This window comes from Paenibacillus cremeus, from assembly GCF_007786445.1.
GTDB lineage: Bacteria > Bacillota > Bacilli > Paenibacillales > NBRC-103111 > Paenibacillus_G > Paenibacillus_G cremeus.
On record NZ_VNJI01000004.1, the window covers coordinates 194,129 to 210,008 of the forward strand.

At 47.3% G+C, this 15,880-nt stretch carries 10 protein-coding genes; 2 read left to right on the forward strand and 8 right to left on the reverse strand.

The window, feature by feature from the left end; genetic code table 11:
• The first annotated feature begins 77 nt into the window (after positions 1-77).
• The gene (locus tag FPZ49_RS04960) at positions 78-1,205 is read left to right on the forward strand and encodes a Gfo/Idh/MocA family protein (protein ID WP_144844040.1); all 1,128 of its coding nucleotides are present in this window, start codon (positions 78-80) and stop codon (positions 1,203-1,205) included.
• A gap of 69 nt (positions 1,206-1,274) precedes the next feature.
• Here FPZ49_RS04960 and FPZ49_RS04965 read toward each other — a convergent pair whose 3' ends face one another.
• The 8 genes from FPZ49_RS04965 to FPZ49_RS05000 all read right to left on the reverse strand — a co-directional run bounded on the left by FPZ49_RS04965 (position 1,275) and on the right by FPZ49_RS05000 (position 13,226).
• The gene (locus tag FPZ49_RS04965; RefSeq protein ID WP_144844043.1) at positions 1,275-2,636 is read right to left on the reverse strand and encodes a S1C family serine protease; all 1,362 of its coding nucleotides are present in this window, start codon (positions 2,634-2,636) and stop codon (positions 1,275-1,277) included.
• 273 nt (positions 2,637-2,909) lie between these two features.
• Entirely contained in the window at positions 2,910-5,369 is a 2,460-nt protein-coding gene (locus tag FPZ49_RS04970; protein WP_144844046.1) for a polysaccharide lyase 8 family protein, read from the reverse strand.
• Positions 5,370-5,598: 229 nt separating this feature from the next.
• Positions 5,599-6,921, reverse strand: coding sequence for an ABC transporter substrate-binding protein (locus FPZ49_RS04975; RefSeq protein ID WP_144844049.1), 1,323 nt, complete (start codon positions 6,919-6,921; stop codon positions 5,599-5,601).
• Between the two features lie 54 nt (positions 6,922-6,975).
• The gene (locus FPZ49_RS04980; protein WP_144844052.1) at positions 6,976-8,103 is read right to left on the reverse strand and encodes a glycoside hydrolase family 88 protein; all 1,128 of its coding nucleotides are present in this window, start codon (positions 8,101-8,103) and stop codon (positions 6,976-6,978) included.
• A gap of 61 nt (positions 8,104-8,164) precedes the next feature.
• Positions 8,165-9,547, reverse strand: coding sequence for a sulfatase family protein (locus FPZ49_RS04985; RefSeq protein WP_144844055.1), 1,383 nt, complete (start codon positions 9,545-9,547; stop codon positions 8,165-8,167).
• 66 nt (positions 9,548-9,613) lie between these two features.
• Positions 9,614-11,251: an extracellular solute-binding protein gene (locus FPZ49_RS04990; RefSeq protein ID WP_144844058.1), complete on the reverse strand. Its 1,638-nt coding sequence runs from the start codon at positions 11,249-11,251 to the stop codon at positions 9,614-9,616.
• Between the two features lie 94 nt (positions 11,252-11,345).
• Positions 11,346-12,233 carry a carbohydrate ABC transporter permease gene (locus FPZ49_RS04995; protein ID WP_144844061.1) on the reverse strand — a complete coding sequence of 296 codons (888 nt, stop codon included), beginning with the start codon at positions 12,231-12,233 and terminating at the stop codon, positions 11,346-11,348.
• Positions 12,234-12,254: 21 nt separating this feature from the next.
• Positions 12,255-13,226, reverse strand: a complete 972-nt coding sequence (locus FPZ49_RS05000; RefSeq protein WP_144844064.1) for an ABC transporter permease — start codon at positions 13,224-13,226, stop codon at positions 12,255-12,257.
• A 340-nt stretch (positions 13,227-13,566) separates the two neighbouring features.
• On the opposite strand from FPZ49_RS05000, the gene FPZ49_RS05005 reads away from it, so the two are divergent.
• Positions 13,567-15,834, forward strand: a complete 2,268-nt coding sequence (locus tag FPZ49_RS05005) for a helix-turn-helix domain-containing protein (protein WP_144844067.1) — start codon at positions 13,567-13,569, stop codon at positions 15,832-15,834.
• The last annotated feature ends 46 nt before the right edge of the window (positions 15,835-15,880 follow it).

A 15,880-nucleotide genomic window follows, 5' to 3' on the forward strand; every position in this document is an offset into this window, starting at 1 on the left:
CGGCTTTTCGGACAAAGAAAATAGAAGACCCTCGACTTATACTTGAAGACATCAAGACTACTTGGGAGGATCATTCTATGAACATAGGAGTTATTGGATACGGCGGACGTCTTCGGACGGTCGTGGGCGATGTGTTAAAGCAAGATCCCGTTTGCCGGGTGGCCGCCATCGTCGACATCCGGAACCGTACGATTCAAGCCGAGAAGCATCCAAAGCTTGGGGAAGACGTTCACTTTTACGATACCGTGGAAGAAATGCTGGCTGGGGAACACTTAGATGGCGTCATGATTGGGACCCGCTGCTCCAGCCATACGGAAATGGCTCTTAAGGTGCTGCCTACCGGCCTCCCTTTGTTTCTGGAGAAGCCCGTGGCGACCACCATGGCCGATTGGATGAGGCTAAAGGCTGGTTGGGAAACATACCCTGCCCCTGTCGTCGTATCGTTTCCTTTGCGCGTGACGTCGATCGTGAAGCTGGTCAAAGAGATCGTCGATTCCGGAAAAATCGGTACCGTCGAGCATGTTCAAGCTGTGAATAACGTACCTTACGGGGGCGTTTATTTTCAACATTGGTACCGGGACGAGAACGAAACGGGAGGCCTTTTTCTGCAGAAAGCCACTCACGATTTTGATTATATAAACAGCATTCTTGGGATGAACCCTCTGAGCGTCTGTGCCATGACCTCCAAACAAATTTACAAAGGAGCGAAGCCGGCGGGCCTGAAATGCGTCGATTGCGAAGATCAACATACGTGCCCTGACAGCATATCAAAAACAGGAAGACCCAACTGGCAATATTGCTGCTACGCCGTGGATACGGGCAATGAGGATTCCGGCAGTGCTTTGATCCGCTACGAAAGCGGCATGCATGTTTCGTACTCACAGAACTTCTTCGTGCGCAACGGTGCAGGCGCTCGGGGAGCCCGCTTCATGGGATATAAAGGAACGGTCGAATTCGACTTTATTACAGGGATCGTCAACGTCTATATGCATCACACACCCAACGTAGAAACGTACCAAATTCCAACGGATGAAGGTCATTTCGGGGGAGACGAAGCTTTAGCCGCCAATTTTGTCGACCTGATGAAAGGCTCGAAAGCTTCTGTCTCCACACTAGAGGACGGATTGAGGAGTGCGCTGCTTTGTCTGAAAGCGAAAGAATCCGCATTAACCGGACAATTTCAAGCCGTTGAGTTCAAAATATGAGACTTGTATTTTTTAAATAAACCAAGGAGCACCTTAGCTAGTAAGGTGCTCCTTGGTTTTAACTTATAGTTATTTTTGTTTTGTTGTCGCTGTATTTCGGTCACCAATGGTAATGGTAACATCCTGCTTTTGGCCGCCGCGCATAATGGTTAGCGTCATTTTGTCTCCGACCTTTGCCGCTTGAACCACTTTGGTTAGCGCATCGGACGTTGCCACGGCCTTGCCATTGGCCGCTACGATGACATCGTAAGGACGAATGCCTGCTGTAAATGCTGGCGTTCCCATCTGTACGTCCATTACCACTGCGCCGTCTGTATTGCTCAACTGAAGATCCTTCGTCATGTCAGCTGTTACATCTTGAAGGCTCACGCCGATAAAAGGAGACGCTTCTTTTGGAATCGCGACATTGTTTTTCAGATTCTCCAGAACCGAGCTGATGGTGCTCGTCGGAATCGCGAAGCCCATCCCTTGCGCCTCGGAGTTAACCGCGGTATTGATGCCGATAACTTCGCCGTTCATGTTCAGCAGCGGGCCGCCCGAGTTGCCCGGATTGATTGCGGCATCGGTTTGGATCAGGTGCTTGTAGTTGCGTGTCCCCTTTTCATCGTCGATACTAATCGAACGATCCTTCGCACTGAACAGACCTGCGGTAACCGTATAGTCAAAATCGTACGGATTTCCGATCGCCACCACCCAATCGCCTACCTTGGTATTATCCGAGTTGCCGATGGGCAAAGTAGGTAAAGCCGTGCTGTTCTCAATCTTGAGCACAGCCAGGTCCAGATCGTAGCTGCTGCCGAGCAGCTTCGCTTTGAACGGCTTATCGTAGCCCTGAACGGTGACATCAATTTCGTCTGCTCCATCAATGACATGCTCATTGGTCAAAATATAGCCCGACGATTCGAAGATGAAGCCCGAGCCGATGCCTTGAGGCTGCAAGGTGTTACTACCGCTCTGGGATTGCTGACTCTTCTGTCTGCCTCCTTGGCCACCCATGAATTGGTCAAAAAACGAATTCGGGCCTCTCGATTGCCGCTTGGCTGCAGGTTTGACCAGCGTCTCGATTTTGACCACGGCTGGACCCGCCTTCTCCGCGATAGAGGAGATCGTATTCGGATGCGACGGATCGAACGATGCTGTAACCGTCCCTCCTCCTGCCGACGAGCTTGCTGCATTAACCGTTGTCGCTACTGGCTGCTGGGTGCTGCCGGAGAACAGATTCATTTTGTCTGAAGCGAACATGAGCCCAGAAATCGCAAGCGAGCCGGCCATGAAGGCCGCGAAAATGCTTTTGCCGGAAGGCCCGCGGCTTCCTCTGCTTACCTTTCCAATCTTAATGTTACCGGATTCCAGTTTTCCTGGGTTCAGCGGCAGCATATCATTTTGGTTCTCGAATGGGTTATTGTTATTATTGTTGTTATAGTTTTCCATAGTAGAAACCTCCAATTGAATTACATAGTGGATATTCGACTTGCTTACAATGTCTATATTGAACTCCCAATATTAAAAGCAACTTAAGGCTTCCTAAAGCCCAGCTAAAAGTATTTGCACTGAAAAAAGCCCTCGCAGTCGCATGAATAATGTTTCCGTGCCACAAAAAAAGCCTACCCGCTTACAGGTAGGCTTAATATGAAAATCATTACGATCCATTCAATCAAAAGGCTCCTCCGGTGGGTCTCCTAGCTTTTTCACATATGACAGTGATTAATTCGTCTCGGTAGCTTTCTTAATTTTTGCTGTAAACGTTTTTCCCAGCGATCCGCTCACATTCACAGTCAGCTTAATCGTTGGACTATACTGGGTTACGGAAATGGCCGGATCAAGCGATAAGCCTTCCGATGAGCTTCGGTAGATCTCGAGGTTGATGGCTCCTGTATTGCTCTGCGTCGGATCGGAGACTGCCAAGTCGATTTCATCAGGCGTTTCCAGCATAGTGACGGATGACTTCTTATCGCTTGTGATCAGACTGGCCCCATTGTCCCGGAGTGTCTTGCTTGCGTCGCTCCAAAAGTTTACTCCTACGGCGTTCAGTGAAGTATTCTTGACTGCTTGTGCCTCTGAAGAATTTTCCAAAATGGCCATGTCCGGATGGCTTGCGTAGTCGGCCGTAGCAGCCGCATCTTTATTCGGCAGCAGGACATAGGAGTAAGTTGCATTCGCAGGTTTTACTCCATGCTCCAATGCCAAACTCAGGAAATAATTCGAAACCGGTGTCGTGCTTCCGCCGTTATTCACATTTTTCCATGCGCCTGTTCTAGACTCGCGCAGAGCGTGGACATTCGCTCCTTCTGGGAAGTAATAGCCGATGTCTGAGCCCGGCACGCTGCCAACCAAATGCGCCCATTGTACCCGGGACATCTCTTCCGACCATCCGTGCTCAATTGGCTTGGCTACTCCATTCACCGTCAGCAAGTTGTCGCCCTTGGCATTCAGCTTTCGGATTTCTACAATGGTTTCCACACTGCTGTCGTCCTTACTCGTAATATCGGCTCCAAGAGCGACGATGGAATCTCCGAATAGAAACCAAGATTTTTTCCCCTGAAGCGAGCTTCCCGTCACTTTCGTGAGAGAAAAATCCATTCCCGCTATTCCATACAAGCCGTTCAATGACGAGCCTCCGACCCAATTCGAAGTGTTTGGATATAATTTCCAAGCTGTCGGTGTACCACTTCCCGTTCCATCCGTTGTTGTACCCGGTAATCGATACATATTGACGGTTGGCCAGAAATTGCTGCTGTATTGCGCCAAATCGTTGTTATAAAGGTAGGTCATGCCAAGACCGGTCCACCAGCCCTGCAGATTCTCTCCGTTCCCGGATTCGAAAGCCGAGATGCGATCCGAGAACAGGCTAAGACCGAAGGCGAAGCCCGGACGCAGATGTATAACCCGATCCATATTGGAAAATACTTGGTTCTTGATCAATTCATTGCTTGGTGAAATCGTATCGTCTTTCATGATCGCTTTGAGCTGCAGCAGCTCGTTAATCGTCATGCCTGTGTAATAATTGGTGAATGTACGATCCTGCTGTACCCAAGCCTTGACTATGCTTTTAAAAGCGGACGCCTGGGTAGATGGCGCAAATTGCGCTAGACGGGCAATCGTCGTAATGATGGATCTCCCAGAAGTATGATCCGGTTCCGCCTGTCTGGAAATTTTGCGTCCGGCTACCATATCCATTGCCGCGCCTTTATAAATGATCGGTTGGTAGGAATCGATTACCCAGCTGTAGATGTTCTCCACATTAGGATCTTTGACATCCCAGGATGAGCCACTCAGCAGCTCCAATATTCTTGCCATGTCAATCAGCAAAACCTGCCCATAGCCGACGGTATACGGCACATTCGAGTGTTGAATGAAGGAGCCGTCCGCATAAAATCCATCACCGCTTGTGACATAAGGGAAGATTTGGCTAAGCGCATCTCTTCCCTGGGCGAGCTTCTCCCCTGTCTTGTCCAGAATGCCGCGGATCATGACGACAAGCGCTTTGTCCGCCCGATTGGCTCCCGTTTCTACGGTGGTGTGATTTTGGGTTTTGATGGTCGGATCGGGAACAAAATGATCCACCGCATTAATGTAATTAGCCTTTTGAGAAGCTGACAATGAGTCGTACATTAAAACGGCGATATCGTTTAATGCCTGCGGAGATCCGATTTCCCAATCCCACCAGTTGTCATATTCTTTAGAAATCGTTTCATTATATACATTCTGGTGCATCCAATCGAGCGCGCTCATGATGTCCGCTGCTAAAGCCGTATTGCCATAGAGTGAAGAGCCTTTAGTATTAAAAGCGATAGCCATATTTTTTAGCCGATTATAGCTGCCTGTTATGTCCGATGATTTTGTAGGCCATTGGGATAAATCAGACCACAACGCTTTACGAGTCGGTTCTTTGATTAAAGAGGACCAAGCGGAACTGGCCCCTTTGGTAGTCGAAGTGATTTTTGCGGCAATATCCGGGTCATTAGTGTCATAGGTGGGATCTCCCACTAGAGCCGTCTGCCACTTCGTTCTTAGCTTATTGTATTCGTCTGCAGTTACTGCGGGAGTGTCTGGAGCGCTCTCTGCCGTTTGAGGTTGACATGCAGGCATAAACATAACTGTCGCTAAGAGCAGCATTGCAATAAGTACGCACTGTAAAACTCTGAGGCTGCGATTCTTTATCACGATTATCCCCCATCGTTTAAATTATTTCGCCCTCCCGCGCTCGTTGATCCCGTTCCCCGCTTACGCCTGCACCCAGCTTCAATGAGGCAGCGAACGTTTGGCCGAGCGATTCACTAACATTCACGCTTAGCTTAATTGTCGGGCTGAATTGCGCTTTGGTAATTCCCTGATCTAGGAGAACGGCTTCGGATGCGGCTCCGTCTATAGCTACGGTTTTAGCATCCAATGATTATTTTTTAAGCGTCTGTACATCCTTGTTAATGTTCTCGTCAGCAGCGCGAAGTGAACTATTGATGTCTTTGCCTTTATAGATGGCATCGACCATAGCGTTCCACATATGCTTTTGCGATTGGGCATAGTATTTCGATATCACCTGCGGCGCAGGAGCATGGCTTTTAAAGATGCCGGCAATATTTTTGCCTTTCAGGAACGGCAGCGCTGCGCCATATTTCAGCTTAATGTCTTGTTTTTTCAATGCAGTCAATTGTCCATGCTCGGTGATCCATGTTTGATATTCGTCGGTACTCATAAGATTGATGACCTTAAACGCGTCATCCTTCAGCTTACTGGTTTTGGAGATGACCAGCACGGCTGTGTTATCCCACTCATAAGTGTTCGGCGAGCTCTTATGGGACGGCAGCTGCACGATATCGAAATTAAATCCGCTATCCGCCGGATCCTTCAGCCCGCGCAATACGAAGGATTGCCCCGGAATCATCGCAACATTCTTGTCTTTGGTGAACAGGTTTGTGAAATTTGGAAAATTAGTGTCGCTAGACTGCTTCATTCCCGAGATACTAAAGTTCATATCCATCAGATTATAAATCGTTTTCCATGCGTCTGTGCTCATCGATCCTTGATTCGTTTTCCCGTCAATTTGGAATGCAGGCAAGGAATAGGCTACACGATCCGCATTTTGTAAACCTAATCCAAAATATTGGACGCCGCCTTCGTTGCGGGTCAATTTTTTGCCTAGCTCAATCGCATCCTCCCAGGTCATCCCATCTTTCGGATATGGAACCCCGAATTTGTCAAAAATGTCCTTGTTGTAATATAAGGCACTGAAGTTGGTATAGAACGGGAACCCATAAAGCTTTCCGTCGCTGGCGAAGTTCGGCTGTTTGAGAATGTAGTCCTCGAAACGACTAAGGTCAACATTCGCCTTTTTGACATACGGCGTCAAATCTTCTGGAATATCCATGCTCAGTGCATCGCTGATTTGGATGGCATTCGACTGAAGAATGTCCGGCAGGGTACCCGAGGTGAGCTTCTCGGTCATTTGTGCGTTGTTGCCCCCATCAAGCTTTACAAATTCAATTGTTATGTAAGGGTACTTTTTCTTTACCATCTCCTGGAGGTATTGCTTATGCTCATCGGTAAAGGGAGTTTCTTGGATTTTCAAGGTGATCGGATCGTGCTTCTCCTCTGGTGCCGCTTTTTCGGCCGTATCGGACTTGCTCGATTGGGACTGTGCGCAACCGGCGATAACAACAATCATTAGAGCCATCGCGATCGATAATCCTGCATGGTTAGTCTTTTTCTTGGTTATCATGCTAATCTTTTCCCCCCACACTTTACTTTTGTAACGTTTTCAAATCTAAATACTTTACCGGTCATACCAGTATCCGCGCAGCGCCGTATCCATCCGAAGCAGCGCTTCCAGATAGTAGTAGTCTCCCCAAATCATATAATCATCCGGCGAGCTGTTCCCCCGAACATGGTAGGAGCCGTGCTTCAGCAGCCCTTGCGCTCCAGGCTCGTTCAGCGTGGAATAACTCTGTACCAGCGATTCCATGGTGCGCTGAAGCGCATCCCGGAAGTACGGGACTTCCGGATCGGACGCATCCAGGTGCTCTAGTAGTTCTTGCCAGCCGCAAGCTGCGATCGCCGACGCGGAGCTGTCACGATAAGTATGGTCGTTAACATCTACGTTAAAATCCCAATACGCGACGCTATCCTCAGGCAAACGCTCGATGAAGTAACGCGCCAGCCGCTTGGAGGTCTCGAGGAAGAGTGGATTTTTCGTATAACGATACGACAGCGCAAAGCCATAAATCCCCCACGCTTGGCCGCGGGTCCAGGTCGACCCGTTCGTATAGCCCTGATGCGTAGAGCCCCCGATCGGCTCGCCCGTTTCTTGATTAAAATGAAACGTATGATACGAGGAATCATCCCCGCGAACCAAATACCGTCTGCTTTTCTCTGCATGAACGATGGCTATTTCTTTGTACTTCGGGTCTCCGGTATGCTCGGAAGCCCAGTACAGCAGCGGTAGATTCAATAGGCAGTCGATGATAATGCGTCCACCCTGCTCAGGGTCGCCAAGAGGTCCCCACGCTTGGATATAGGCGCCCTTCTCTCTCCAGCGCTCTAGCAGCTTATCTGCCGCGCGTACAGAAAGTGCCAGCGCAGCTTCGTCCTTCTCGATAAACCATTGAGCAACAGAAGATAAGGAGTACAAGAAGCCGATATCATGATGCGCCAAGGCAACATTTTGCTCCATCCGGGACTCAAAGCTTCTTACTGTACTTACGGCCGCTTCGCGCAACGCCGGATCCCCCGAATACTCATAGCTCAGCCAGAGCAGGCCCGACCAGAAGCCGTCGGTCCATTCGTCGTTCGGATTCAGCTGATAAGTCTTTCCATCCGTGCTCACATGCGGGAACAAGCGGCCAAACCGCTCGATATTATCCCGTGTTTTCTGAACAGCATCATCAATTGCCAGTTTCCACATTTGCTCAAACACCCCTATGTTAATTTAATTGCCTCAGCATAATCTCGATTTCATTTCGTTGTTATAGCAGCGGGAACTTGTCCCCTACCTTTTGAAGCCATGAGGCAAGCTCCTGTTCCAGCTCGAGGGCGATCCGGTCGCTTGGAATCCCCCCATACTTCGTTGGAGACAGCTGATAAGGATCTAATTCATTATCGTAGAGTAATCGTGTGATTGGACTATCTCCCACTTTACGTTCAGCGACGTAGGTGAATCGAAGCGTTCGTACGCCTCTCCAACCGTAGGCATTGATATCCCAGCCTTTTTCTTCTGCCTGCTTGTGCAGCTTCACATCACCCGGGTAATGGCAAATAAACGTCGACTCCGGCCTATCCCCGTTCCCACCATGTAGAATGTCAGCATAGTTGGTGCCTTGGACATAGTCCGGAACCGGCAATCCCATTAAACCAAGAATTGTAGGAACAAAATCAACACTGTTAAACAGAATCGAATCTTGGCGGGGGGCCATAGCACGCGGATAGCGAATAAAGCAAGGAACCCCAATCGATTCCTCGTACCAGATATTCTTGTGTTCCAGCCAGCCGTGCGCGCCCATCGTCTCACCATGATCGGAGGTCAGAACGACAATCGTATCCTCAGTAAGTCCAGCCTCGTCTAGGGCAGCGAGCAGTCTGCCGAATTCGACATCCGTCCCGGTCACAGCCGCAAAATAATTCCGCATATATTTCTCGGTCTGCTCTAGCCCCTGCTCGTTAACATTCGGCCGAACATGCAGCGGCTCATTCGCGTACATTGCCTTATACTCGTCTGGTACTTCCTCAAACGGCTGGTGCGGCGGATTCCACGAGACGAATAAGCAGAACGGCTGGTTCCTGTCTCCCTCTTGGATAAAACGGATCGCCACATCCGTCTCATGCTTCGTTGACCACTCATTCGGCACGAGCTTTTCATGGGAATCCTGCCAATAATGAGGCGCCAAGTGCCGGTCGTTGGCATTGTACGTGTACCATAAATCGAACCCGAAGCGCCGGGGGCCAGGAGGTATATAAGCATCCCAGTGCTTAGCACCAGATAGGGGCTCCGGAACCGAGGACTGCTCGGGCAAATCCAGATGCCATTTTCCGATATATCCGGTCCGATACCCTTCTTGCTTCAGCAGGTCCCCGATCGTCACTTCATCGTCGTTCATTTTCACCCCGAGGCCGAGCTTGCAGTTCGTGGTCACTCCGGTGGATAAGGGGAACCGTCCGGTCAGCATCGAAGAGCGGTTCGGAGAACATAAAGGAAAGCAGCTGATCGCGTTAGTCAAATCAACACTCTGCGAAGCAAAACGGTCGATATTGGGCGTATATACGGGATCATCGTTTCTCATTCCTACCGCTTGCTTGCGCCATTGGTCGGGAAATACAAACAATAAATTAGGCTGTTTCTTGTTGCTCTGCATAAGTGATCTACTCCTTCTGGAGACAAAAAAGGGAGAGAGCAGCCTCTCCCCTTTTTAGCCAATTCATTATTTCTTTGAACCGCTATTGAAACGATCGTAAGCAGCCTGATAAGCAGCCAGCAAATCCTTCAACCCCATATCGTTCAGCTTCTTCACATAGCCGTCCCAATCCTTATCAATGCCGCCGTCAATAATCCACTTGGCGTACATGCTGTTCGCATACGTGTTGATATCGTTGCCGAGCGTTTGAATTTTCATCGCTTCGTCTTTGCTGAAGAAGACGTTCGGATATACGTCTTTCGCGAATTTCCCTTCGAACAATTTATCGTACTCGCCTTTTTCGGTAAATACCGGCGTTTTCGTTACCAATCGCTTCGAATTGGCCATCGTCATGAAGCTGACTCTCGACCCGTTCGAAGGAATATTCAGCCGCTCATCATTATTGTTAGGATTGAGCGCTCGGAGCACCTTGACCGTACCGTCGGCTTGCTTCTCTAAATAGTCGCCGTATCTCCCACCACTGGACATCTGCATTTCGTTATCATCGTTAAGCACATTGTCCATCCATTGCATCAGTAATTCTGGGCGCTTCGTATTATTCGTAATTGCAAACGATCCTCTATAGAAAAGTCCGGTTGGATATTTTTCGACGAGCTGGTCGCCTTTTGGTCCCTTCAATGGTCCGACTGGAACATAATCATCGCGCTGCTCAGGCTTAGTGGCCCAAGATGTACTTCTCCAGTTGCTAAATACACCCACTACGCGCGGATCCGATTGGATTTTTGCGGAGTACGATTTACCGTCATGTGTAAAGGCCTCCTTATCGATCAGCCCCTCCGAATAAAGCTTGTTGAGATAGCTGATGGCATCCTTATACTGCGGTTGAACTGGCGCATAAGTGGCTTTCCCGTCCTTCAAGCCGATATGAAGCAGGCTGTCCTGACTGTAATGATCGATGATGCCAAAGGCGCCGAAGATCGCGGAGAACAGGTTAAAATCTTTGATACTCGTAAACGGAATGATTTTATCTTTGCCCACGCCGCTCGGATCTTGGTTCTTGAACGCAAGCAGCATTTGTTCGAATTCATCGGTCGTCGTTGGCACCTTCATGCCCAACTTATCGAGCCATTTCTTGTTGGTAAACAGGATATTGCCGGTTTTAACGCCCTGCCAATCATCGATAAAGGAAGGGATCGCATAGATGTGACCATCCGGCGCCGTGATCTGGCTTCTCAATTCAGGGTAATCCTGCAGCGCTTTCTTAAAGTTCGGCGCATATTGGTCGATTAGCTTCTCAAGCGGAATTAGCGCTCCGGTCGAGCCGTAATTGAGCAGTTCAGCATCCGTAAAAATTCCGGCCCCAATGAATGCTTCCGGCAGGTCGTTGCTCGCGAACAGCAAGCCCTTTTTCTCTTTCCATTGGCTTTGGTTCACATCTTGGAAATCCACGTGAATGTTGGTTTGCTTTTCGATATCCTGCCATTGACGTACATCCTTGCTTGCAGGGTATCCATCAACAACTACGGTTCCAATTTTTAGGGTTTGCGGGGTCTTTAGCGGAAACGATTCAACCGCAGCCTTCGGTGTAGCAGCAGCAGAGCCGGAATTGTTAGCGTCATCATTCTTGGCGCCGCAGCCAGTCAGTGCTAGCGATACGGAAACCATTGACAGTGCAGCGACATTGAAAGCTTTTTTCTTATTCATGTTCTACTCTCCCCATACTTTTATGAAATGTGGAAAATCTATGCTTAAGGAACGTTTGCGTTCGCATTATTCCATTAAGTCCATCACCAACCTCTTACCCTTTGACAGAACCTACCATGACGCCTTTGACAAAATACTTTTGCATAAACGGATAAACAATCAGGATCGGAAGGCTGGTTACAATAATCAGCGCATATTTGAGCAGCTCCGCTTCATACTGTCTTCTCACCATATCCTCGGCCTCCAGCATATCAGCTTGCACATTGCTCTGAATTAAGATTCCGCGAAGCACCAGCTGCAAGGAGAATAAGCTTTTATTGCTCAGATAAATCAACGAGTTAAAAAAATCATTCCAATGCTCGACGCCGTAGTACAAGGCAAGGACAGCAATAATCGAGATGGAAAGCGGCAAGATGATACGGAAAAAGTAAGTGAAATGATTACAGCCGTCAATTTGAGCGGATTCAAACAATTCCTCTGGAATCGTCCCTTGAATATAAGTTCTGGCGATAATGACGTTGAAAATATTGATGGCGCCAATAATAATCATCGCGAGCGGCGTATTGTACAAACCAATTTTTTTAACGATTAGGAAGGTAGGAATAAGGCCGCCTGAGAAAAACATCGGAAACAGAATATAAGCCATTAATGCGCCTTTACCCAAAAAGTGCTTGCGTGAAAGGGTATAGGCAATGCCGAGCGTAATGATGACATTAAGTGCGGTGCCAAAGATGGTGTAAAAAATCGTATTGCGGTAGCCAACCCATACATCGGCATATTCAAACACTTTCCTATAGCCATCCAGCATGAACCCCTTCGGCCATAGCGCCATCGAACCGTTATTTACGAAGGTAGGATTCGATACCGATGCAATCACTACAAAATACAAAGGATATAACACAACAATGAGTACAATCGTCAATAAAGCATAATTGATGACGTCAAAAATCCGATCGCCTTTCGAGAGCTTTACGCTGTTCATCCCTCTCACCTCCGTTTGGCTTTACCACAGACTCGTTTGAGATACACGCTTGGAAATATAGTTCACAAGAATCAATAGAAGAATATTAATCGCCGAATTAAATAAATTGATGGCGGTGGAATAGCTGTACTGATTGCCGATCAAACCGATTTTATAGATATAGGTAGAAATAATTTCCTGGGACGCTTCGGTCAACGGCGTTTGCATCAAATACAGCTTCTGGAAGCCTACATTCATAATTTGTCCCGCGTTCATGATAAAAATAATGATGGCGGTCGGCATAATGCCCGGCAAATCAATGTGGAGTATCTGCTTCCATTTGCTTGCTCCGTCGACCTTGGCGGCTTCATACAGCTCTGGGCTGATGGAGGCCAGAGCGGCCAGATAAATAATACTTGCCCATCCTGTATTCTGCCAAACGCCAGACCATACATAGATACTTTTGAAAAACTCCGGTTTCCCCATGAATAGTATAGGCTCTACACCGAAGGCTTGAAGGATATGGTTTACAAAACCTGTGCGCGGAGACAAGAAGATAAACAGCATTCCGACGAGAACCACGATCGAGATAAAATGCGGCGCATAAGTAACCGTTTGCACGATGGATTTAAAGCGCTTGTTTCTGGTCTGATTTAACAGGATCGCGAGTACGATCGGGATTGGAAACCCGGCGATCAATTGATACAAGCTAACGGTGATCGTGTTTTGAATGAGAGACCCGAACTGATACGAGTGGAAAAAACGAACAAAATGATCGAATCCCACCCACGGGCTCCCCAGGATCCCTTGGACCGCGTTAAAATCCTTAAACGCAATGGTTACCCCATACATCGGGATATAGTTGAAAATAAACAAGTACACGATGGCAGGCAGTGCAAGGACGTATAATTGATAATCGCGAATAAGCTTGAGCATCACAGCACTTTTAGCTTTGGCTTTTTTTGCGTATACTTTTTGAGCCTGCAGTTCTGCATTCACATTAGCTTCCTCCATTTCTGTTGTTGACTGTTGAGCGGGTTGTGTAACTCACTTTACTTGAAGCGTTTTCAAGTGTAAATCTTCATTAATTTAAGCGACATGCAGATTTTTAACTGGCGTGCAGATATTGAATTTCATCCTTCCCTTTGTCGAAATGTAGCCTTGGATTTGATCATACTTACGGCCTGCATCCCTGTAAATCTGCAATAATTTAGCGCGCATTCAGTATTTTATGACCGTGCAAATCTTCATTTTTTTATAGTGAGTATCCAATTTTTTCAGCCGCTATTTTTTCAATTAAAAAATGCTATAATGATGAAGCTAAAAGAAGCGCTTTCGTAAGGAGCATGGTGCTATGGGCATAAATGTAAGGGCATACAAATTGTTTTACAAATATTTATTTTCTTATATTGGCATCTTGCTTGTTCCTTTGATCATTCTAGGCTCTTTTACATACGTCTACTTCATCGGAATCATCAAAGACGATGTCATTAACAACAATATGAATAAGCTGGATCGGATCCGGTATGTCATTGATGATCAGCTGAAGCAAATCCGCATGATGAGCGATCAGATTTATTTTAAAAATATGACGCCCTTCTTTTTTGAAGATGATCCGCTTGGGAGTCTAAAGGTCATTAATGATTTGAAAAACTATACGCTAACGAACAATTTTATATCCGATATCCTGATGTTTAATCATAAAGACGATTACCTTTACTCCTCTACCAGCTCTTATAAGACTTCTTTATTTTTTGATAAAATTTACCACTACGAGCAATGGAATCAAAATACGTTTATCCATGACATGAACAGCATCATTACTCCTACGGTAAGGCCCATGGAGAATATTCTATTGAATAATAGGGAAACCAAGCGCTTTGCCACACTGATCTATCCGCTTTCCTCCGGAGGGGCTAAACCGACTCAAACGGTCCTGTTTCTGATCGCTGAGAAATCGTTTCAGAACCTGCTGAAGGATACGATGAAGGATTACGGCGGCAACACGCTGATCATGGACAAGAACAACCATATTATTGCGGCTCTACAGGATGATCCGCTTCTGCAATCACCCGAGCTTCAAAATATAATGAAGGAATCGAATAATGACCTCAGTCAAACCGTGACACTCGATCATGTGAAGTATATCTTCTCAAGTGTGGTTTCCTCGGATACAGGCTGGAAATACATTACTATAGTGCCGGTAAACCGTATCATGGAAAAGGTCACCTCACTGAAGCTTATTTTTCTATATACTTTGGCGTTTATTCTTCTCATCAGCTGTGCAGTCATTTACTATCTCATGGTGGTCAATTACAAACCGATTTTGCGTTTAAAGAAATTAACGGACAGCATCTGGAAAGACGATAATCCGAATCGGAATGAGCTGACGACCGTTCAGAATGCGCTTGAATATCTGACCAGTCAAAATACAGAGCTGTATACAAGGCTTGAGGATTACGAGGTCGCCGCCAAGGAATACTTGTTGTTTCAATTGATCAGAGGCAAGTTTCCGTCACGGGAGGCTTTGGAGCAAAAGGCGCAAACGCTCGGACTTCGCCTTACCAAGCCCTGGCTTCGGGTGGTTACTGTAAAATTCGGATCGATGCCCAATACGGCTGCCGTTTCGGTCGACGCTATGCTGGATCTGATCGAGCAGTCCCTGCCGGATGATATCGAGGGCTATGCCAGAGATCATATGGATCAGAGCAATATCGTCTTGATTATCGCGAGTGATGAAATGACGGATACCCGCCTAGCCGAGGTGCTATCTTCCATTCAGTCCAGCCTGAAAGAAAAATGGGAGCTCATGGCTACTGTGGGAATCGGCGGGGCGTATCAGGATATCAGTCAAGTGCCTAAATCGTATATCGAGTCGATGACGGCCATTGATTATCGGTTTGTCAAAGGTACGGGGCAGCTTATTTTTTCACACGAGCTGGGAACGAATCGACCCAAATCTTCTTTCTCCTCCAAGCTCGCAACCGATAAGCTTAAAATGCACCTGAAACAAGGCGATTTCGAGCAGATCGACCAGATTTTGCAGCATGTGATCCATTTTCTCAAACACGAGCGGCCTTCGATGTTTGAAGCGAAGATGATGTGCTTCGAGATTATTAACGCGGTCGTATTAACCATTGAAGAAATGAGCAAGCAGCAGTCTGGAGCTCCGATGAGTTCCCCGGACGTGTTTCTTTTATTCGAGTATGAAACCGTCGATGAGCTCGTCGAGACTGTGAAAAAATTAAGCTTGGATATCAGCTCCCACTTCCAGAAAATCCAAACCCATCACAAGGCTTCGCTCATTGAACAGATGATCGACTATCTGAAGGCCAATTACACCGATTGTGATTTTACGCTTCAGCAGATGGCGGAATATTTTCATATGTCTCAGGCAAGCCTTAGCCAATATTTCAAAGAGCATACTGGCAGCAGCGTATTGGATTTCGAAACCAGCTTGAAGCTGGAAAAAGCCAAGCAATTGCTGATCTCCAGCCATTTGCCGATCAAGGACCTTGCTCTTGAAGTCGGTTACTATAATGCCAACAGCTTTATTCGAAGATTTAAGCAGGTGATTGGGATTCCGCCTGGGGAGTTTAGAAAGTCGTTTCAATCGGAATAAGAAAAGCTCCTGATCGGAGCCTATTCGAGGAATCTTGAAATACTAG

Coding starts and splice junctions, on each gene's coding strand:
- FPZ49_RS04960 (WP_144844040.1), top strand. CDS start 78: ATGAACATAGGAGTTATTGGATACGGCGGACGTCTTCGGACGGTCGTG.
- FPZ49_RS04965 (WP_144844043.1), bottom strand. CDS start 2,636: ATGGAAAACTATAACAACAATAATAACAATAACCCATTCGAGAACCAA.
- FPZ49_RS04975 (WP_144844049.1), bottom strand. CDS start 6,921: ATGATAACCAAGAAAAAGACTAACCATGCAGGATTATCGATCGCGATG.
- FPZ49_RS04980 (WP_144844052.1), bottom strand. CDS start 8,103: ATGTGGAAACTGGCAATTGATGATGCTGTTCAGAAAACACGGGATAAT.
- FPZ49_RS04985 (WP_144844055.1), bottom strand. CDS start 9,547: ATGCAGAGCAACAAGAAACAGCCTAATTTATTGTTTGTATTTCCCGAC.
- FPZ49_RS04990 (WP_144844058.1), bottom strand. CDS start 11,251: ATGAATAAGAAAAAAGCTTTCAATGTCGCTGCACTGTCAATGGTTTCC.
- FPZ49_RS04995 (WP_144844061.1), bottom strand. CDS start 12,233: ATGAACAGCGTAAAGCTCTCGAAAGGCGATCGGATTTTTGACGTCATC.
- FPZ49_RS05000 (WP_144844064.1), bottom strand. CDS start 13,226: ATGGAGGAAGCTAATGTGAATGCAGAACTGCAGGCTCAAAAAGTATAC.
- FPZ49_RS05005 (WP_144844067.1), top strand. CDS start 13,567: ATGGGCATAAATGTAAGGGCATACAAATTGTTTTACAAATATTTATTT.